Here is a 19,328-nt window from a genome sequence, read left to right on the forward strand (position 1 = left end):
AGATGTAGAAAATTCCGGGGACAAAAGAAACAGTCTTGTTTCCTTTTTTGACCGGGCTTATTCGAATGCTGAACCAGCGCCTTGCGCGCGATACGGAGCTGCCTTCTCTTGCCGATTGCCCGTTTCCACCTCTGTCTGGTTGCGGCGGCGGCGTTGGCTGCCGGTGGTTGCGCGCCCAGCGTCAGGCTGGACCAGCCAAGGACGTCCTTGCCCGCCGCCTTCGATGCGGAGCAGACGGCCCTATCCGCCTCTCAGGAAGCGGAGGCGATCGATCGCTGGTGGGACAGGTTCGGCGATCCGCAGCTGGTGGAACTGGTGGACAGGGCGCTGGCGGACAGCACCGACACCCGCACTGCCTATTTCCGCCTGCGCGAGGCGCGGGCGATCCGCGATCAGTCCCTGTCGCAGCGCCTGCCAACCGGCAACCTCACCGGAAACGCCCGCATACAGGGGGGTGAGCAGTTCAGCGGCGTCGATTTCATGGGATCGACCGCGACTGCCAAATCATTGTCCGGCGCCTTCTCCCCCGCGTGGGAGATCGACCTGTTCGGCCGTCTGGCGGCGATCGGGCGGGGCGCGCGGGCCAATTATGTTGCAGCCGCCTATGATTATCATGCCACGCGTCTCAGTCTGGCTGCGGATGTGGCGAGCGCGCTGTTCGAGGCGCGGGGATTGCTCGTGCAGCGGAATGACGCGGCCGAGACGCTGCGGATAACAGAGGAATTGGCGGCGACATCGCGGCTGGGACTGGCGCGGGGACTGGTATCCGGCGCGGATACGGCCCGCCTGGAAAGCGACGTGGCGACGGCGCGGGCGGAAGTGGTGCGGCTGGACGCGGCGCTGCATAATGCGCGAAGGTCGCTGCTGGTGCTGACGGGCAGGGCGGACGCACCGGTCAGCAGCCTGCCGATCGAGCCCCGGCTGGACATTCCGCCTGCCGTGCCTGCCGCCTTTCCAGCGACCCTGCTGACACGCCGCCCCGACGTGCTGTCGGCGCAAGCGCGGCTCGCGGCGGCAGCGGCGCAGGTGAAAGTCGACCGGCTGGCCTTGTTCCCGCAGTTCACCCTTCAGGGCAGCGGCAGCATCACGCGCACGACGGGGATGCTGGGCGGCACGAATGGATTATGGTCGCTGGCCAGCGGCGTCACGCTGCCGATCCTGGACCGGCCCCGGCTGATGGCGCGGCTGCGTGCCACCGAAGCGCAAGGACAGCAGGCCGTGATCGCCTATGAGGCAGCGGTGCAGGCGGCCTTTCGCGACGCGGATACGGCGCTGTTCACCGTGGCGAGCGATCGCCCGCGTCTCGCCGAACTGACCCGCGCGGAGGAACGCAGCCGCTTCGCGTTTGAGGCAGCGCGGCAGGGATATCGTATCGGCCTCACCGATCTTACCACGCTGCTGCAATCGGAACGCAGCTGGCGCGCCGCGCGCACGGCGCTCACCATCGCGCGATCGCAGGCGCTGACCAATGTGGTGAGTGCCTTCCGCGCGCTTGGCGGCGGGTGGGACCCGGCTGCGCCCGCTATCGCGCCGGGGCATGAGCCTGTTCCACTGCCGGTAGCGGCCGATCCACCTGCCAATATTCAAACGCCCGTCTCATGACATTCGCTCAGGGAAAATCCGTGACGCACAAGCCGTTCCTTGCCTTGACCGCAGCCGCGCTGGCCGCAGTGCAGATGCTTGCCGCATGCGGAAATGCGGAGGAAAAGGTGGCGCCGCCGCCCCCATCGGTCACCGTCGCACGCGTCGAGCAAAAGCCGCTGGAGGGTGGCTTTGCAGCATCCGGCCGCCTGATCCCGCGCGAGGAAGTGGCGATTGCGCCGGAAGTGTCGGGCTATCGCATCGCCCGCGTGCTGGTGGAGGAGGATGCAAACGTTCGCGCGGGGCAGGTGCTGGCGGTGCTGGACGATGCTCTGCTGGAATCGCAGATTGCCCAGGCGCGCGCCACACTGGCACAGCAACGCGCGCAGGCAGACCAGGCGAGGGCCGAGGCCCGCCGCGTCGCCGGACTGGACAATAGCGGCGTGCTCTCGCAGGAAGCGATCGAGCAGCGCCGCAACGCCGACCGGACCGCCGCCGCCGGGGTGGAGGTCGCCCGCGCGCAATTACAGGACCTTCTGACGCGGCAGCAGCGCATGGCCGTCCGTACGCCGGTCGCTGGACGCGTATTGCAACGATCGGCCCGGCCGGGTGACGCTTCGTCCACCGGGCAGGTCATGTTCACCATCGCGCGCGGCAACCTGATCGAACTGGACGCCGAAGTGCCCGAAGCGTCGATGGGCACATTGTCCATCAACGATCCGGTGACGGTGACGCTGGCTGACGGCACCACGCTCGACGGCCGGGTACGGCTGCTGGGCGCGCGGGTGGATAATCAGACGGGGCTTTCTCGCGCCCGCATCGCGCTGCCGGTGCGCGATGACCTGCGCGCGGGCGGCTTCGCCCAGGCCCGCTTCGTCAAGGCGAGCGCCCCGGTGACGGTGGCGCCCGAAGAGGCGGTGCACTATGATGCGGACGGCGCTTACATGCTGTTGCTGGACAAGAATGACCGGGTGCACCGCGTCAGCGTCCGCACAGGGCGGCGAGCGGGCGGCTTTGCCGAGATCCTTTCCGGCGCGAAGCCGGGCGCAAGGGCGGTGCTGAGCGGCGGCGCATTCGTGCTGGAAGGCGACAAGGTCCGCATCGCTCAGGCGCAGGCGGCACGTAAATGAGCTTCCAGATCTCCGCCTGGTCGATACGGAACCCGATTCCGGTCGTGTCGCTCTTTATCCTGCTGACGATCGCGGGCATCGTTGCTTATGTGGGCCTGCCCATCAAGCAGTTCCCCAATGTGACTGTGCCGGTCGTGCAGGTGACGGTAACGCAAAGCGGGGCCGCGCCGAGCGAGATGGAAAACCAGATCACCCGGCCGATCGAAAATTCGCTGAGCACCGTGTCGGGGGTCAAGCATATCAGTTCGACGGTGGTGCTGGGCGCATCCACGACGATGGTCGAATTCGAACTGCATAGCGACATGCAGAAGGCGACCGACGATATCCGCACGGCGGTGGAGCGGACGCGGGTGCAGTTGCCGCCGGGCATCGATCCGCCGCTGGTGCAGCGGCTGGACATCGATAATGCGCCCATCCTGACCTATGCCGTCAGTGCCAAGGGGATGAGCGGACCCGAACTGTCCCGCTTCATTGACAAGGTCGCCTCGCGCGCTTTCCAGGCGCAGGACGGCGTGGCGCAGGTCAGCCGCATCGGTGGCGCGACCCGTGAGATCAACGTCATCCTGGACGCCGAGCGGATGGCGGCGCTGGGCGTCACGCCGCCGCAGGTCAACAATGCGCTGGCAGCGTTCAACACGGACGAGGCGGGCGGACGCGCGGGTATCGGCGAGGTTGAACAGACGATCCGCGTGCTGGGCTCCAACAATGACGTCGCCCGTCTGCGCAACGTCACCATCCCGGTGGCGGGCCGCTATGTGCGCCTGTCCGACATCGCCGAAGTGGGTGACGGTGCGACGGAGGAGCGCAGCTTCGCGCGTCTGGACGGCCGCCCCGTCACCGCCGTTCAGATCAGCAAGACCAGCGATGTCAGCGACATCAGCGTCGAGGACAAGGTCGTCGCCACCATCGCCCAACTGGAGGCGGAGCATCCCGGCGTCACCTTTACCCGGCTGGTATCGACGGTCGATTCGACCCGCAGGACCTTTTCGTCGACGCAGCATGTGCTGGTGGAAGGCATATTCCTGGCGGTGCTGATCGTTTACGTATTCCTGCGCAACTGGCGCGCGACCATCATCGCCGCCGTCGCCATGCCGCTGTCGCTGATCCCGACCTTCGTGTTCATGTCGGCGATGGGGTTCAGCCTGAACAGTATCACGCTGCTCGCGCTGACGCTGGTCATCGGCATCCTGGTGGACGACGCCATCGTTGAGGTCGAAAATATCGAAAAGCGGATCGAGGCGGGGGAATCGCCTTATCGCGCGGCGCTGATCGGTGCCGATGCGATTGGCCTCGCTGTCATCGCCACCACCTTCACCATCGTCGCGGTATTCGCGCCCGTATCGCTCATTCCGGGACAGGCGGGGCAGTTTTTCCGGGAATTCGGCCTGACGGTCGCAGCGGCGGTGCTGTTCTCGCTGGTGGTCGCGCGTCTGCTGACGCCGCTCATGGCGGCCTATTTCCTGACGCCGCTGCACGATCGCGGTCATCAGCCGGACAAGGAGCATAGCGCGGTCTACCGGCGCTATACCCGCATTCTGGATTGGGCGCTGGCGCATCGCTGGACGACGATGGCGATCGGAACGGGCATATTGGTGGTGTCGCTGCTGATGGCGGTGTCCACGCCGATCGGATTCCAGCCGGTCGGCAATCCGGGTTATCTCTATATCGCGGTGCAGGGTGCGCCCGGCGCGACGCGGGCCGACATGGAACAGTCGGTCACCCAGGCGACGCGCCTGCTGCTCAAGGAACCAGCCGTGGAGCGGGTCTTCGCGCAGGTCGGTTCCACCGCGGGTTTCGGCGGCACGGATGACATGCGGTCCGGCACGATCACCGTCCTCCTGAAGCATGATCGGGACATCACGACCGACGAGTTTCGCGAAATCATCCGTCCCAAGCTGCGCGACGTGCCCGATGTGCGCTTGTCCAACCAGGGGGCGTTCGGCAGCGCGGCGGTGAACATCATCCTGGCGGGTGAGGACGGGCAGGCGCTGGAGCGGACCCAGACCGCCTTGCTGCGCCAGATGCGCGACGTGCCGTCCATTTCCGACCCGCGTCCCGCGCCACCCCCGGCCGGGCCGGAATTGATCGTGACGCCCCGTCCGGCGGAAGCGGCGCGCCTGAATGTCGACAGCCGCACGCTGGCGCAGGTGCTGCGCATCGCCACCATCGGCGATATCGACGCCAACGTCGCCAAGCTGTCCGATGGTGATGAGCGCGTGCCGATCCGCGTGCGCCTGCCCGAAGGAGCGCGGCAGGACCTGTCCGTCATCGCCGGGCTGCGCGTGCCGACGCTGGACGGCAACACGACCCCGCTGTCGGCCGTCGCCGACATCACCTTCCGCGCGGGTCCCGGCAAGATCATCCGCTATGATCGCGAACGGCGCGTATCGGTGGAGGCGGATCTGGTGTCCGGCCGTACGCTGGGCCAGGCTCTGGAAGAAGTCGCGGCGCTTCCGGCGATGAAGACCCTGCCCGCGGGGGTGAAGCAGGCGCGCGAGGGCGATTCCGAAGCTATCCAGGAATTGTTCGGCGGCTTCATGATCGCCATCGCGGCAGGCATTGGCCTCACCTTTTCCGTGCTGGTGCTGCTGTTCAAAGGCTTCTTCAAGCCGGTCGTCATCCTGGCAGCGCTGCCGCTGTCGCTGCTGGGCGCTTTTGCGACGCTGCTGATCTTCGGCAAGACGCTGGACCTTCCGGCGATGATCGGGCTGCTGATGCTGCTTGGCTTGTGCGCGAAGAACTCCATCCTTCTGGTGGAGTTCGCGATCGAGGATGAGCGGCGCGGGGTGCCGATGGGCGAAGCGCTGCGCAACAGTTGCCGGGAACGCGCCCGTCCGATCGTGATGACGACCGTCGCCATGGCCGCGGGCATGATGCCGACCGCTCTCGGCATCGGTGAAGGCGCGGAGTTTCGCCAGCCCATGGCGCTGGCGGTGATCGGCGGCCTGATCAGCTCGACCGCCTTGTCGCTGATCTTCGTGCCGGTGATCTACGAGATTGTGGACGGATTTGAACGCTGGCTGTCGCCCAAGGCGGCGCGGCTCGTCACGCCCCGGCAACCCGGTGACGAGGACCCGGTCGTCACCTGAATTTTTCCCGCATAGCGGGAGGGATGGGCCGATGCGGGAGTCGTCGCGCCAGCTTGTCAAAAGCAGATTCGGCAGCGTGCTGATGATGGCGGCTGCGGGCATGCCGTTGACGCCTATGAAAAGCGCCTATTGAACCGCCCCTCTTCGCCTGAACTTCAAATACTGCCGACAAGCATTTGACCTTTGGGCAGAATCCGGCTAAGTAGTCTCCAGGAAAGAGCAGCGAGCCCAAGCAAGCTGCCCTGACCGAAAAGGCAAACTGCCGGTGACGGCAGGACGCAAAACCTCCGGTCTCTGGCGAGATAGCGGGGTTGCCGAAACAGGGGATCGAGCGATGGCGCGGCATATGGTCTTTTCTCATGGCGCAGATGTTCGACGAACAGGCGCTTCGGGCCGTGATTGGGCCATCCAGCCGTAACATGATGAAGTGCCCGTCGGGCAGGTGGGAAGGGCCGTGGACCTCCCTCTCGCACCTGCTCCAGACGGTGGCATCGCTCGCATCAGCGCGAGGTGGTTCGCGCACATAAACCTCCCTCGGGTCGCACTATGGGAGAGAAGCACAGCGTCCCGGTTCCCGCCCCCCCCCGCTCCGGGACGCTGTGCTTTGCATGAGCATTTGGTTATGAATATGGCGGAAGATGGCCTTCCGATAGCTTAGTGCGAAGGGGTATGAAGCCCGCGAAATATCTCAATCAGGCTTACTTCTTCTCACACTCCCTAGATTTTGAAGATCGGCGCTTGAACCGGCTTTCATGAGCCGCTTGTCTCGTCCGAGTGCCTTCGTGGGATGTCGTGCTTCAATCCAGCCAAGGGACTTCGACATCTAAGCAGGCAAAGTCATCCGTCCGAGCAGCCCCGCCGATCCTACATATGCCTCGACAATCGGCGAGGCGCGCTTGACAGCAGAGGCCCCAAACATTCAATTCCAGCGGGCGAAAGCCGCAATGACGGCGCTTGTGGAGAGGAAGACCATGCGCCAGCTCTGCCTGGATCATCTTACATTATCGGATTTGACGGCGCTGGAACTGATCGAAGTCGCTAGCGAGACGGGCTGCTCCAGCGTCAGTCTGTTCGTCAAGCCGCTTCCGCTTGGCCCCTATCGTGACCTGATCCATGACTGCGCGGCACGCCGGGATGTGGTGCAGGCGCTGCGGCGGAGCGGGCTGCGCACCGGGATCGTCGAACCCTTCATGCTACAGGAGGACACGGATTGGGCGGAGCTGGAGCGCACCGTCGATCTGACGGCGGAGTTGGGCGGGCGCGTCAATGCGCTGGGCTTCGATCCTGATTCCGCGCGCTTGCGGGATGCCATGTGCCGATTGGCCGGACTTGCCAAGTCCGCAGGCGTGGAAATGGCAATAGAGGCTTTTCCCTTGTCGGCGGTTGTCACGCAGGGCGATGCGCTGGAACTGGCGATGTCCGCCGGTTCGCATGTGGGCCTGTGCCTCGACACGCTGCATGTCGTGCGATCCGGGTGGAGCTGGGACGACATAGCCTCGCTGCCGCCGGAGCGCATATTTCATGTCCAGTTGAATGACGGCCCGCGCGAACCGCCCGCCGATCGTTATCGCGAAGCCACGATTGCGCGCTTGCCTCCGGGTGAGGGGGAATTTGGGCTGGAAGCGTTCGTTCCTCTGATCCCATCCTCCGCCACCGTGGCCATCGAAGCGCCCTTCATCGCCGCCGAGGATGCGACGCCGGTCGAGCGCGCCCGCATTGCCGTGCAGGCCACTCGCCGCCTGCTGGGAGAGCTTTAGACCACGCGCTGCGGCGTGCCGCTGATCGGACGGTTCAGCTTTCTTTCCCGCCAGACGACATAGCAGCCCGCGCTGGCGATCAATGCCGCGCCCGCGATCGCCGGGGCTGCGGGCAGGTCGGAAAACAGAATATAGCCCCAGAATATCGCCCAGATCAGTTGCAGATAATCGAACGGGGCGAGGACCGAAACGGGCGCATAGCGGACGGCAGACGTCATCATGATCTGCGCCATCCCGCCCATCAGGCCGCCCAGGACAAGCGCCATCCATATGGCCGGTTCATGGACCTTGAACAGGAAGGGCATGGGCAGCGCGGTCGCCGTGATGCAGACGATATTGAACCAGAACACCGTAGAGGCAGCGCTTTCCGTCTGGCCGATCTGGCGCAGGGTGATGACAACCACGGCCGTGCCAAGCGCCGCAGTCAGGCCGATCGCCACGCCCGCGAGCGGCAGTTCCGTCCCGCCGGGCTGGACGGCGATCAGCACGCCGATGAAGCCGATGGCGACCGCGCTCCACCGGTGCCATCCCACCGTCTCGCGCAGCACTAGGGCGGACAGCATGGTGGCGAACAGGGGCGCGGAAAAGCTGATCACCGTCGCTTCCGCCAGCGGCAGCCGCGACAGCGCCATGAAGGTCAGGAACATGACCCCAAGGCCCAATATGCTCCGCGCCGCATGCGCGCCAGGGCGGCTGGTCCTGACGACGGAAAAGCCGCCGGACCACAAAATCCACGCGATGATCGTCGGCAGGGAAAAGAGGTTCCGGTAAAACAGGATCTCGATCGGAACGACGCCATGTTCGGAGGCATATTTCATCGCCGCCATCATCGCGCCGAACGCCGTCACCGCACCGACGCGCAGGGTGATGCCCCTTCCGCGATGTTCGACCGGCTGACTGCCGGAGCGGACCGCGCCTGCTTGCCCTGAGGAAAGGGTAACCGCCTCAGACTTCAACGACTTCCTTTCCATAATGATCAGCGGCCCGCCATAGCATCAGCCCGCCGACCAGGATGAGGCTGCTCATGGTCAGCAGGCTGTAGCGCAGCGATTCCGTCCCGAAACGCTCGGTCAGGAGATCGCTGACCAGCCCGGCGATCGGCGGACCGAGCAGGCTGCCCATCACGTTCATGACGACGCCCAGCAACCCAATCGTCTGCGCACGCAAATCCGCTGGCACCAGCCGGGCCAGCGCTGCGTAGGACGGACCCATCCACAGCGATGAAAGGAAACTGGTGGTCACGGACAGCAGAGCCACGGCTGGCACCGGATAGCCGCCGATGGGCAGGGCGGTCCCGCCCGGCAGGCTGAAGACGATCAAGGATAGCGGCCAGGACAGGAGCAGCCCCAGCGCAGGCACCCGAAGCTGCCAGCTTTTGTGACGCGGCACCAGCGCTTCCACGATGACGCCGCTGGCGATGCTGCCGACCACGCCGCCGCACGCGGCGCCCACGCCCATCCAGGCGCCAGCTTCCACCATCGACATGCCATGGGACAGAGTGAAATAGGACGGCATCCATGTCGCGGCTCCATAGCCGTAGATGTTGAAGATGCCCATCCCCAACGCAAGCAGGACCAGCGATCGTATCCGCATGCAATGCGCCAGCACGCCAGCGGGCTTGCCCTGCGCGGGCGCGGCCGTGACCACTTTGCGCAGACGCCTCGGGCCGGTCCACCAGATGAGCAGCGCGAGCGGAATGCCCGGCAGGGCAAGGGCGATGAAGGCCATGCGCCAGCCCGCAGCCTCCGCGATTGCAGCGCCTCCGGTCAGCCCGACGACGATGCCGCAGTAAATGCCCGACGCCAGCACGCCCATCGCCAGATTGCGCCGCTTGGTGAACAGAGTGGCGACGAGCGATTGCGAGGCTGGCCCGCCGCCTGCCTCGCCCATGCCTACCACCAGCCGCGCGCACATGAGATGCCATGTCTGGGCAGCCATGCCGCAAGCCGCCGACGCTACGCTCCACACGAAGACGGCGCCCGCCAGCACCGACCGCCGCGACCAGCGGTCGGCCAGCCGGGCAAGCGGCATGGTGAAGAGGACATAGGGAACGATGAATACGGGACCGGCGATCAGACCCAGCATGGAATTGCTGAGGCCGAACTCCGCCTTGATCGACGGCAGCAGCACCGACAGTACGTGACGGTCCGCATTGCTGAGCGTGCTGGCGAGCAACAGCAATATGAGCATGTAGATGGCATAGGACCGGCCGTGGGACGACTGAACCGCCGCGCCTTCATTGCCTGCGTGCATCGGATTCCCCTTCAAGACGTCCGTTTACGAACCCGGTAACGCGGGCAATGGAAAGGACCGCCGCCATCGGGCAGCGGTCCGTCAGAGGCCGGAAAGCGCGGCCTTCCTATTCGACCCGGAAATCTTCGCGGACCGGCCCGCGCATTTCGTTCCACATATCGACCAGGCGGAAAGGCCATGGGCCCACGGGGCGTCCCTTGCTGTTCTGATAGTAGCTTTTGGACTTGGGATGGGTCCAGATCATATGTTTCATGCGGTCGTCGATCCGGCGATTATGGCGGACGAACGCCTCCTGCGTCGGCTCGATGGTCCGCGCGCCGCTCGCCAGCATATGGTCCAGGCATTCGATCATATAATGGACCTGTGCCTCGCTGACGATGTTGAGGCCGCCCGCATGATTGGGACCAGCGTTCGGCCCCACCGACATGAAATAGTTAGGATAGCCGGGGATCGTCGTGCCCATATAGGCGCGCTCCTCCTCGTCGGCCCAATCGACCGCCAGATCGTGCCCTTCGCGGCCGGTGATCTTGAGGTCCTTTACCAGCTTGCCATGGCGGAACCCGGTGGCGCAGATGATCACGTCCACCTCATAGTCCCTGCCATTGGCGGTGCGAATGCCCGTGGGCGTGATCTCGGTGATCGGGCTGTCCTCCAGCGTGACGTGCGGCATGACCAGAGCGTCATACCAGCCCGCGTCCATGACGATCCGCTTGGAAAAGATGGGGAAATCGGGCGTCAGCTTTTCCATCAGGTCAGGCCGCCCCGCCAGCTTGTGCCGCATGTGCGACAGCGCATATTGCCGCATCCCTTCGTTCAGGGCCGACACGGCGATGCCGTCTTCGGGATAGCTGGGGTCCTTCACCACATTGGGATACAATCCGTCGGCGGCGAACCAGAAGACGCGGAAGCGGAACCATTCCTTATAATGGGGAATGTGGCGCAGCGCCCATTTCACCGCCTCTGGCACTTCCTTGGTGACCTCTGGATTGTTGATCATCCAGTGTTTGGTGCGCATGAAGACGGCGAGTTCGCTGACCTCGCTGGCGATCGTCGCCACGATCTGGGCGGAACTGGCGCCCGTGCCGATCACGGCGACCCGCTTGCCCTTCAGGTCGATAGTCTCGTCATAGCCCGCCGAGTGGGTGATGATGCCCTTGTAGCTGTCGATCCCCTTGATGTCGGGCAGGCTCCAGCGATCGGCGGTGCCGAAGGCGTTGAAGACGGCATTGGCGCGGATGACGTCGCGCTTCCCGCTTTTCAGATCTTCGACGGTGACGTTCCAGACGGCGTCCTTCTCATCATATTCCAGGCTGTGCACCTTCGTCTGGAAACGGATGTTGCGGCGAAGGTCATATTTGTCCGCCACGCTGCGGAAATATTCGCGCATGTCCGCGCCATGCGGATGATAATGATTCCATTCGGGGCTGATTTCGAAGGAATAGGAATAAAAATGGCTGGGCGTATCGACGCCCACGCCGGGATAGCGGTTCTTCCACCAGGTTCCGCCCACCTCTTCATTCTTTTCGATGACGACATGGTCATAGCCCGCGCGCTCCAGTTCGATGCTGGCGAGCAGCCCGGTCAGTCCCGCGCCGATCACCAGCACCTTGAAGCCGGGAGGCGGAGGCGTGCGGCCGGGCTTCTCCTTGCGGGGAGGGGTCCGTTGAAAGCCCGCCTGCTCCATCACCATGGGGATGAACTCATCCTCCACCGGCTCGCCGACGCCCACGCTCATCATCTTCTTCATCAGGTCGAGCGGCGGATCGCCGGGGCGCGCCGCGCCCGGCGTGGTGAGCACGTAGAGGAGCTTTTCGCGCAAATCCTCGATGCAATCCTGCGGGATCTGATAATCGGGATTGGTGTAGGGCGGATGGATGTGGACCTTGAAGGTTTCCAGCATGGATTCATCATGCGTCAGGTGCACATAGACCATCAGCAGCGTCTGGAGGTTGGCGGCCTCCAGCGCGGCGCGTAGTTCCGGGCCGTCCGCCATGGGCAGCGTCCGGCTGTCGTCGCCCAGCCTATGGGGCGACGTTTGCGTTCTCATATCCATATATCGTCTCTCGCCAGTCTAGCGGTTTGAATGTCAGGCGGCGATCTGTTCCTGATGCGGTCCGGGCGCTTCGACGGGGTAGATCGAAGGGCGGCCGCAATCATAGGTCGACGTCAGCAGCCGGATGAACTCGCGATCGGTCATCGGATCGCCCGGCATCGCGAAGGTCAGGCCGCGCGCGCGCAGGTCGGCGACGAAAATATCGAACACCTGATCATGAGTGATGTCGTCACTATGATTGAAGACGAGATCGCGTTCCGCCTTGTCCTTGTAGACTTGCGCCGTCCAATGAACCATCAGCCGCGTTTCTTCCGCCGAAACCCGCTCGATGACCTTTCCATCGGTGGTGATCTGCCAGCCATCCGCCGTTTCCGGGTCGGCTGACCATAGCGACTGGAAGGCCAGCCCTTCCGGCATGCGCTTGTCCATCGGGCCGCAGGCTTCGCCCCGGTGGAACATCATTTCATTCTGCGTCACCACGCCCCGGTTCCAGGCAGGCATGGCCAGCCGCTTCGGCGCGCCCTTGGGACCATCGGGCCAATAGGTGAAGCCGCCGCCGATCGTGCCATTGTAGAACCAGCTGATGACCTGCGCCTTCTTCATCATCCAGCGCTGGAACAGGCCCGACTTGGCCATGGTGTTCAGCAGCCATACGGGCGAGTTGCGCCCATCGACGCCGCGGAAGCTGGTGCCGTCCAGATGCGCCGGGTCCAGATTGCGGGACGAGCCCTGGATGATGAAGTTCATCGATTCAGGCGCGGCGAACTCGGCGTCCCAATAGGAGCGCACATGCGCCAGATGGGCGGGATTATAGAAAATGTCGTCCAGCTCGGCATAGTTGGACATGCCGTGGATGCCGAAATAGCCGCGGAAATTGGGGGTCAGGAACATATCGAAGGACGGTTCGACGCCTTCCGGCATCTGTCCCGACATCGTCGCGACCACTTCCTCTGCCGACTTGAAATGCTGCGCCAGAACCATCTTCCACGGTCCATGACGGCGAATGACGTCGATCATCCGCTGCACCTGATCCTCGCTGTAGACATTGTCCACGATCTGCGGTTCCGCGACGGGGCGGATCACAAAGGAGCTATCGCCGGTCATCAGATTTTCCATCCTCTCTCTTCTGCCGCCCGGTTGCGGCGCATGGCCGTCCGGGCTCCATTCATCTATGCGAAATATCGGGTCTGCCCTTGTGCAGATCGCATCCGGGACGGACATTATGCCGGGCGCAGACGGGGTTCAATCTTTTTTTCGACCGCTAGTCGGAAAATGCCTGAAACAGGTCTGGAGAGCAGCGCAAGAGGCAGGCTGGTTGCCATTCAGCCGCCTTTTCCCCATGCAAGGCCATCTGCCGCCGGGTGGAAGACAAGTTTGAGGAAGAGGGGAAAAGGCAGATGAGCTTCACCGCCGCCGATGTGCCCGGTCAGACGGGGCGCACGATCCTTGTCACCGGCGCGAACACGGGCATAGGGCTGGAGGCTGCGAAGGTGCTCGCGGCCAAGGGCGCGCGCGTGCTGCTGGGGTGCCGCGATGCCGCACGGGCGCAGGCTGCGATGGAGCGGATCAAGGCCGCCACGCCGGGCGCGGACCTCGCCTATGTCGCGCTGGATCAGGCGGACATCGCCAGCATCCGCCGTGCGGCCGGGCAGGTCGCGGCGGAACCCCGGCTGGACGTGCTGCTGAACAATGCGGGGGTGATGATCCCGCCGCTTTCCCGGACGGCGCAAGGCGCGGAGTCCCAGTTCGGCGTCAATCATCTGGGCAGCTTTGCGCTCACGGCTCTGCTGCTGCCCAAGCTGGCGCAGACCGCTGACGCGCGCGTGGTGGTGACCGCCAGCCTCGCGCACCGGCAGGGCCGGATGATGTGGGACAATCTGCACGCGGAAAAAGGCTATAATAGCGGCCGCTTCTATGCGCAGAGCAAGCTCGCCAACCTGCTGTTCATGCTGGAACTGGACCGCCGCCTGCGCGCAGCGGGATCGCCGGTGAAGGCGATCGGCTGCCATCCGGGCGTGTCGCTGACCGAATTGATGCGGCACCTGCCGTCCTGGACGCAGTCGTTGCTGCCGCTCGCCCGCCCGCTGTTCAATCCGGTGGCGGCAGCGGCGTGGCCCGCGCTGCAAGCGGCAACAGATCCGCAGGCGCAGGGCGGCGACTATTTCGGACCACAGGGCATTTGGGAAATGCGCGGGGCATCGGGGAAGGCGCGGATCGAAAAGCATGCGCTCGATCGCGGCGACGCCCGCCGCCTCTGGGACCTTTCTGTGGAACTGACGGGGATCGATCCCGGATTGCCGGAGGCCTGACTCTTTGTCAGGCTACAGCGCGGGCAGCGTTCGCCACGTCTTCGGGAGTGCAGAAGTAAAGCTGCGCCTTGCCGCCGCGCTTGGACCGGTAGAGCGCCGCATCGGCGCAAGCGGTCAGATGTTCCAGGTTCAACCCATGCCGGGGCGCCATGGCGATGCCGATGCTGACCGAGATATGCATCGTCTTATCCATGATCTGATAGGGCGCGCTGAGGTTGCGGATGATGCGGCGAGCCAGCATTTCCGCTTCTCCTTCGTGCCGCACGTCCGCCTGGATGACGATGAATTCGTCACCGCCAAGGCGCGCGACGGTATCGCCTGACCGGACGATCGCGTTCAGGCGCAGAGCGACTTCGCGAAGCACTGCGTCTCCGGCCAGGTGGCCGTAGCGGTCGTTGATCGCCTTGAAGCCATCCAGATCGAGGAAGTGAAGCGCAAGCTGGCGATAGCCCGACGCCGTGGACGGCAGGCTGTCGCGGAACCGTTCACGCAGCATCAGGCGGTTGGGCAGGCCGGTAAGCGCATCCTGCCGCACCAGATGCGCCAGATCATGCTTGACGGTCAGATGTTCGACTGCGGTCCTGTGCAGATGGCGCACTGACTCCAGGCTGAGCGCCGTCACCACCGCCAGCAGAAAGGCCTCTACGATAAAATATTCCGAATGGATGCCGGTGCCATAACGGGTGCCTGCATGGACCGCCAGGGCGATGATGGCAGGCACCGTGGCCAGCAGCAGGCTGGTGACGCAAATGGCTGGCCTGACACCGATGCGGGACACGATGCCCGCGCCGAAGGTGAAGATCAGGCTGATCACCAGCAGGTGATTGAGCGGCGCATGGCTTTGCAGCACGGTGACGCTGAACCCGGCGAGCAGCAGGGCGAAGGCATGGCTGCCGATCGCATAGCTGCGCTCCCACCGCCGCAGCTCGGCTACGGTCAGCATCGCGCCCGCCCTGCGCTGATAGGCGATCAGAAGGGCGAGGCGCGCCGCCGTCAGCGCCGCCGCCGCCGCCATCAACGCGGCGATGACCGGATCACGATCCTGCGCGAAAATCACTGCGGCCGAAAGCACATATAATATGCCAAGACCAAGGATCGGCAGGCGCATGGAAAACAGCGTTTCCACCAGGTCGCGATACACCGCGTCCGGCAGTGCGGCCTGCGGCCACCTGCCCAGATGGTGCGTGAGCTTGGCCGGTAATCGCCGGAAGAGAGTGGCTGGATTTTCCATGAAATGCATAAATCGGGAATAGAGGATCATGTCGAATGAAATTCGACAGGCTGGTGAACGGCCCAGCTTGCCGTAGCGTTCCGACAGCCCAGTCAGTCAGCGGGACAGCCGCTGCCCGGATGGCGAAATCGCCTCTTGGACTTGACGGAAGCCCCTTATTGCGATCAGCGGTAGGCAAGGCAGGATCGGGGGATGGCGATGCCTCGTGCAGGAGACGATGTTTCGATGAAGGTGGACACGCCCCGCGCCCCGCAACGCGGACGGCCAAGGCGGCTTGAACTGGAACAAGTGCTGAAGGCGGCGCTGGCGGTGGGGCTGCAACAGTTGACCATGTCCGCCGTGGCCGAACGGCTGGGCGTGGCGAAGGCGGTGCTGTACGGCTATGTGGCCAACCGCGAGGAGCTGGTGCGGCTGGCCGCCGCCTTTGCCTCGCGCCATCATGATTTCCCTTCGGACGAAGGACAGCCCTGGTCGACCTGGGTGCTGGAATATGCCCGCGCGCTGTTCGAAACGATGACGATGGAGGGAGAGCTTCTCGAAACCTGGCTGAATGGGGGGCAGTCGCCCTTCGTGGAGGTCGATGCGGGCGAATTATGGCTGTCCGTCCTGACGCGGCGCGGCTTTTCGGGCGACGAGGCGCTGCAACTGCGCCGCGCGGTATCGCATATCGTGATCGGTGCGGCGGCTGCGGCAAAGCGTGACAGGAACCTGCGGGCGGAGGGGCGGCCGCGCGCTGCGGGGGTGAAGAAGGCGCTGCTCAGCCGGACGCCGGAGGAAGCGCCGCTGCTGCGTCAGTTCCTGAACGTCTTCTCCCGCGAGGTGAATGAGCATAACTGGGAATATGGGTTGTTCATCCTGTTAAAGGGGGTGACGGTGGCCCGCGACGCGCTCGCCCTCGAAAATGGCGACTCGCGGCATCCTTTTGAGGAACTGGCCTTTTGAAGCGATGTGCGTGAGCCCGTCCGCTCGCTGGATGGAAATCACATCAGCTTTCATGAACCTGAACGGCTTTCGCGCGTTTTCCCTTTATGCAGCCGCGCCTTGCGGACTGCGCGGAGGGATGGATGGCGGTTTGCGTAGAATTTCCCAATGGTTTTCGCCGGGACGTCCCCTCGCAGCTTCGACCCTTGAGTGAACCGTTGGGCGGCGCGCCTGAATATGAACAGGTGCCGCTGAACTGCGACCCTTGCTGGCGCTATGAACGGGTTGGGTCACGGTGGATCGCCGTGCGCCGCCACGCCGCCGTCACCACGCTGCAACAGCCGGTGGCCGAATGGTGGCGGTCGATCGAGCAGATGCGCGAGCCTGCAAGCCCGCCGCTGACGCTGCGGCACGGCCCCGGCGATGATGACGCCGGGGCGCTGCGGCCAGCGGCGTAGATCAAGGATCAGGAGATAGGGGCTCGTCGCGAAGCAGCGGAAGCAGGCTCTGTTCCGCGCCCGGTTGCGCGGCGCCTGCCGCAGCCGCCTGTATGGCGCGATAGGCAGCCAGCACCGCCTCGCCCGCAGTGGTGACATGCGCGCCCTTGTCGCGTCCGCCGCCCGGCACCGCAACCACGAGCCTTTCGCGCCAGCAGCGGTTCATCGCGTCCACCAGCAGCCAGGTGCGGCGGTAGCTCATGCCCAGCGCCCGGCCGGCGGCGGAAATCGACCCGGTCTCGCGGATAGCGTCGAGCAGATCGGCCTTGCCCGGACCCATGGCGATTTCGCTGCCGCACATAATCTGGATCTTGATCTTGAGCGAAGCAGGGGAGGGCATGATGGCGATTGTAGGCCATTATTCCGTCAGGGCCACTGCTTTTCCCGAAGGCTGCATAGCGGCCCGTGTCCAGCGTGTCAGGCGGTCTGCCGCGCTGCCTGGACGATCGTGCCAGCGACTTTCGGGGCGACTTCGGCAAGATGATCGAAGCGTGAAATATAATGGGCCATTCCCTGGCTCATCGACCGGATTTCCGCTTCCAGTCCGTGCAGCCCCGCTTCGGGCAGCAGTGCTTCGATCACCTCCCAGTTCGACCAGCCCTCCAGCGTACCCAGCCGCAGCATCTGCCCGCGCCTGCTCGCGATGGCGGAGGTGATGCGCGACGTCGCGTTGCCGGGCGTGGTGATGGTCACATGCGCCACCGGCTCCAGCAGATAGGGCGAGGCGGCGGCAAGCGCGTCGGCCATGGCGATCCGCCCGGCGGTGCGGAACGCGAGTTCGGAACTGTCCACGCTGTGGAATGAACCATCGACCAGCGCCGCCGCCACGTCCACCACCGGAAAGCCAAGGGGGCCTTTCGCCAGCGCATCCATCATGCCTTTTTCGACCGCCGGTATCCACTGCCTGGGAACAGCGCCGCCGGTGATCCGCTCCTCGAACATGATGCCTTCGCCGCGCTCGAGCGGGCGGACCTCCAGCACCACGTCGCCATATTGGCCGTGACCGCCCGACTGCTTGCGGTGACGGCCGCGCTGCGTCACCGGCTTGCGGATGGATTCGCGGTAGGCGATTGACGGACGCTGCACGCTTAGCGCCACGCCATAGCGGCGCTTCAGGCGGTTGATCGCCACCGCCAGATGCTCCTCGCTCATGCCGTGGAGCAACGCCTCATGCGACATTGCGTCCTGATCCCAGCCAAGCCCCGGATCTTCTTCGGTCAGGCGGTTGAGCGCGGCCGACAGGCGCACTTCGTCCTTGTGATCCTTGGCCGCGATGGCGATGGCGCAATTGGCCACGGGCTTTTCGCCGTGAAGGTCTGCCTTGACCGGCTTTCCACCAGTGCCCAGCGTGTCCCCGGCCCGGACGGTGTCGACCTTTGCGATGCCGGTGATCGATCCCGGCGCGGCGGACGCCGCCTTGGCCGTCGATCCGCCTTGCAGAGTGAACAATCCCCCTGCTCTCATGGGCTGGCCGTGAGCGTCGATCAACTCAGCCCCATCGGCAAGCGGCCCTCCGAACAGCCGCGCCAGCGCCAGCCGCCCGACCGCCGCCGCATGCGATATCTTGAAGACCTGCGCGCATTCGCCATCCAGTCCAAGGCGCGCCGCCGTCTGCGCCTCATGTGGCGTGTCGTGCCGCAACATCTTGAGCAACCGCCTGATTCCGAAGCCGCTGGCGGCCGATCCGAACAGCACCGGGACGATCAGCCCGCTCGCCGTTTCCCTGGCGAGATCAGCGAAGATCGTGTCCAGCCTTGGCTGCTCATCGGATAAAAGCTGTTCGAGCAGCGCGTCGTCATGATCGGCCAGTTGTTCCAGCATGTGGAAACGGGCCGCCGCTTCCTCCCCCGCCTGCTCTGGCGGCAGCGCCACCAGCGTGGAAGCCTTGCCCTGACCATAAAGATAGGCGCGTTCATGGGCGAGGTCGACGAAGCCCACCACCCGTTCCCCATCGCGGATCGGGATCTGGCGGGCGACCAGCGCCGCCTTGCTCATGGGCGCGAGCGCGGCGAGCAGTTCTTCGATGCTGCCGCGCGCCTGATCGATCTTGTTGACGAACAGGGCATGGGGAATGCCCGCCTGTTCCAACATCCTGAGCGCTGGTTCGATCAGGGGCGCGCGGGCCGGATCGGGATCGGCCACCACGATGGCGAGGTCGGCCAGGCGAAGCGCCGCCGCGCCATCGGCCGCGAAACCGGGGGAGCCGGGGATGTCGATCAGGCAGAAACCATCGCCCATCCATTCGAACTGCATCAGGTTGAGTTCGGTCGAACTGCCGCGCTCGCGCGCTTCGGGGCTTGAGTCGCCGATGCTGCTGCCCGCCTGCACCGATCCCTGACGCGGGATGGTGCCAGCGACGAACAGCAGGGCTTCGGCAAGGCTGGTCTTGCCCGCTCCGGCGGGTCCTGCGAGCGCGACGGCTCGCAATCTGCTGCCGCTCATCCTGGCTCTCCTCCAACTCATCCGTCCCTTCGGCGGGGATGGCCGTGTGGAGAGGCGATGTTCCT

Annotated in this window: 14 protein-coding genes and 1 riboswitch; of the genes, 7 read left to right on the plus strand and 7 right to left on the minus strand. The window is 64.8% G+C overall.

The genetic code is table 11. The annotated features are described in order from the left end of the window. Positions 1-108: 108 nt before the first annotated feature. The 4 genes from ET21_RS0120170 to ET21_RS0120190 all read left to right on the plus strand — a co-directional run bounded on the left by ET21_RS0120170 (position 109) and on the right by ET21_RS0120190 (position 7,557). Positions 109-1,602, plus strand: coding sequence for a TolC family protein (locus ET21_RS0120170; RefSeq protein ID WP_162180721.1), 1,494 nt, complete (start codon positions 109-111; stop codon positions 1,600-1,602). 20 nt (positions 1,603-1,622) lie between these two features. Then, entirely contained in the window at positions 1,623-2,711 is a 1,089-nt protein-coding gene (locus tag ET21_RS0120175) for an efflux RND transporter periplasmic adaptor subunit (protein WP_021236538.1), read from the plus strand. Further along, positions 2,708-5,800 carry an efflux RND transporter permease subunit gene (locus tag ET21_RS0120180; RefSeq protein WP_021236539.1) on the plus strand — a complete coding sequence of 1,031 codons (3,093 nt, stop codon included), beginning with the start codon at positions 2,708-2,710 and terminating at the stop codon, positions 5,798-5,800. Before ET21_RS0120175 ends, ET21_RS0120180 begins: the two co-directional genes overlap by 4 nt. 243 nt (positions 5,801-6,043) lie before the next feature. Then, positions 6,044-6,119: riboswitch (cyclic di-GMP riboswitch) on the plus strand. Between the two features lie 625 nt (positions 6,120-6,744). Beyond that, a complete protein-coding gene (locus tag ET21_RS0120190; protein WP_081856797.1) occupies positions 6,745-7,557 on the plus strand; it encodes a sugar phosphate isomerase/epimerase in 813 nt (270 codons plus the stop codon). Here ET21_RS0120190 and ET21_RS0120195 read toward each other — a convergent pair. From ET21_RS0120195 to ET21_RS0120210, 4 genes are all read right to left on the minus strand, one after another. After that, on the minus strand, positions 7,554-8,513 hold the full coding sequence (locus ET21_RS0120195) for a DMT family transporter (RefSeq protein ID WP_051768268.1): 960 nt from the start codon (positions 8,511-8,513) through the stop codon (positions 7,554-7,556). The two genes, ET21_RS0120190 and ET21_RS0120195, sit on opposite strands and share 4 nt — an antisense overlap. Then, positions 8,503-9,810 carry an MFS transporter gene (locus ET21_RS0120200; protein ID WP_021236543.1) on the minus strand — a complete coding sequence of 436 codons (1,308 nt, stop codon included), beginning with the start codon at positions 9,808-9,810 and terminating at the stop codon, positions 8,503-8,505. The genes ET21_RS0120195 and ET21_RS0120200 overlap by 11 nt, the downstream gene beginning before the upstream one ends. 106 nt (positions 9,811-9,916) lie before the next feature. Continuing rightward, positions 9,917-11,857, minus strand: coding sequence for an NAD(P)/FAD-dependent oxidoreductase (locus ET21_RS0120205; RefSeq protein WP_051768269.1), 1,941 nt, complete (start codon positions 11,855-11,857; stop codon positions 9,917-9,919). Between the two features lie 39 nt (positions 11,858-11,896). After that, complete coding sequence (locus ET21_RS0120210; protein ID WP_152522018.1) at positions 11,897-12,967, minus strand: hypothetical protein; 1,071 nt, start codon at positions 12,965-12,967, stop codon at positions 11,897-11,899. A 293-nt stretch (positions 12,968-13,260) separates the two neighbouring features. Here ET21_RS0120210 and ET21_RS0120215 point away from each other — a divergent pair, with 293 nt between their 5' ends. Then, positions 13,261-14,172: an oxidoreductase gene (locus ET21_RS0120215; protein WP_030541087.1), complete on the plus strand. Its 912-nt coding sequence runs from the start codon at positions 13,261-13,263 to the stop codon at positions 14,170-14,172. Positions 14,173-14,179: 7 nt separating this feature from the next. Here ET21_RS0120215 and ET21_RS26085 read toward each other — a convergent pair whose 3' ends face one another. Further along, positions 14,180-15,403, minus strand: coding sequence for a GGDEF domain-containing protein (locus ET21_RS26085; RefSeq protein WP_272945225.1), 1,224 nt, complete (start codon positions 15,401-15,403; stop codon positions 14,180-14,182). A gap of 192 nt (positions 15,404-15,595) precedes the next feature. Here ET21_RS26085 and ET21_RS26755 point away from each other — a divergent pair, with 192 nt between their 5' ends. Continuing rightward, positions 15,596-16,345, plus strand: a complete 750-nt coding sequence (locus ET21_RS26755) for a TetR/AcrR family transcriptional regulator C-terminal domain-containing protein (RefSeq protein WP_021236548.1) — start codon at positions 15,596-15,598, stop codon at positions 16,343-16,345. 185 nt (positions 16,346-16,530) lie between these two features. Further along, positions 16,531-16,782 (plus strand): hypothetical protein, encoded by a 252-nt coding sequence (locus ET21_RS0120230; RefSeq protein ID WP_156029313.1) that lies wholly within the window; start codon positions 16,531-16,533, stop codon positions 16,780-16,782. 1 nt (position 16,783) lies between these two features. Here the strand turns inward: ET21_RS0120230 and ET21_RS0120235 are convergent, their stop codons facing one another. Together ET21_RS0120235 and ET21_RS0120240 are read right to left on the minus strand one after the other, a co-directional pair. Continuing rightward, positions 16,784-17,161 carry a winged helix-turn-helix domain-containing protein gene (locus ET21_RS0120235; RefSeq protein ID WP_021236550.1) on the minus strand — a complete coding sequence of 126 codons (378 nt, stop codon included), beginning with the start codon at positions 17,159-17,161 and terminating at the stop codon, positions 16,784-16,786. A 77-nt stretch (positions 17,162-17,238) separates the two neighbouring features. After that, on the minus strand, positions 17,239-19,263 hold the full coding sequence (locus tag ET21_RS0120240; RefSeq protein ID WP_030541090.1) for an elongation factor G: 2,025 nt from the start codon (positions 19,261-19,263) through the stop codon (positions 17,239-17,241). Between the last annotated feature and the right edge of the window lie 65 nt (positions 19,264-19,328).

This window comes from Sphingobium sp. DC-2, assembly GCF_000722555.1.
Classification (GTDB): domain Bacteria; phylum Pseudomonadota; class Alphaproteobacteria; order Sphingomonadales; family Sphingomonadaceae; genus Sphingobium; species Sphingobium quisquiliarum.

Coding starts and splice junctions, on each gene's coding strand:
- ET21_RS0120180 (WP_021236539.1), top strand. CDS start 2,708: ATGAGCTTCCAGATCTCCGCCTGGTCGATACGGAACCCGATTCCGGTC.
- ET21_RS0120190 (WP_081856797.1), top strand. CDS start 6,745: ATGACGGCGCTTGTGGAGAGGAAGACCATGCGCCAGCTCTGCCTGGAT.
- ET21_RS0120200 (WP_021236543.1), bottom strand. CDS start 9,810: ATGCACGCAGGCAATGAAGGCGCGGCGGTTCAGTCGTCCCACGGCCGG.
- ET21_RS0120205 (WP_051768269.1), bottom strand. CDS start 11,857: ATGAGAACGCAAACGTCGCCCCATAGGCTGGGCGACGACAGCCGGACG.
- ET21_RS0120210 (WP_152522018.1), bottom strand. CDS start 12,967: ATGACCGGCGATAGCTCCTTTGTGATCCGCCCCGTCGCGGAACCGCAG.
- ET21_RS0120215 (WP_030541087.1), top strand. CDS start 13,261: ATGAGCTTCACCGCCGCCGATGTGCCCGGTCAGACGGGGCGCACGATC.
- ET21_RS26085 (WP_272945225.1), bottom strand. CDS start 15,403: ATGGAAAATCCAGCCACTCTCTTCCGGCGATTACCGGCCAAGCTCACG.
- ET21_RS26755 (WP_021236548.1), top strand. CDS start 15,596: ATGGCGATGCCTCGTGCAGGAGACGATGTTTCGATGAAGGTGGACACG.
- ET21_RS0120235 (WP_021236550.1), bottom strand. CDS start 17,161: ATGCCCTCCCCTGCTTCGCTCAAGATCAAGATCCAGATTATGTGCGGC.
- ET21_RS0120240 (WP_030541090.1), bottom strand. CDS start 19,263: ATGAGCGGCAGCAGATTGCGAGCCGTCGCGCTCGCAGGACCCGCCGGA.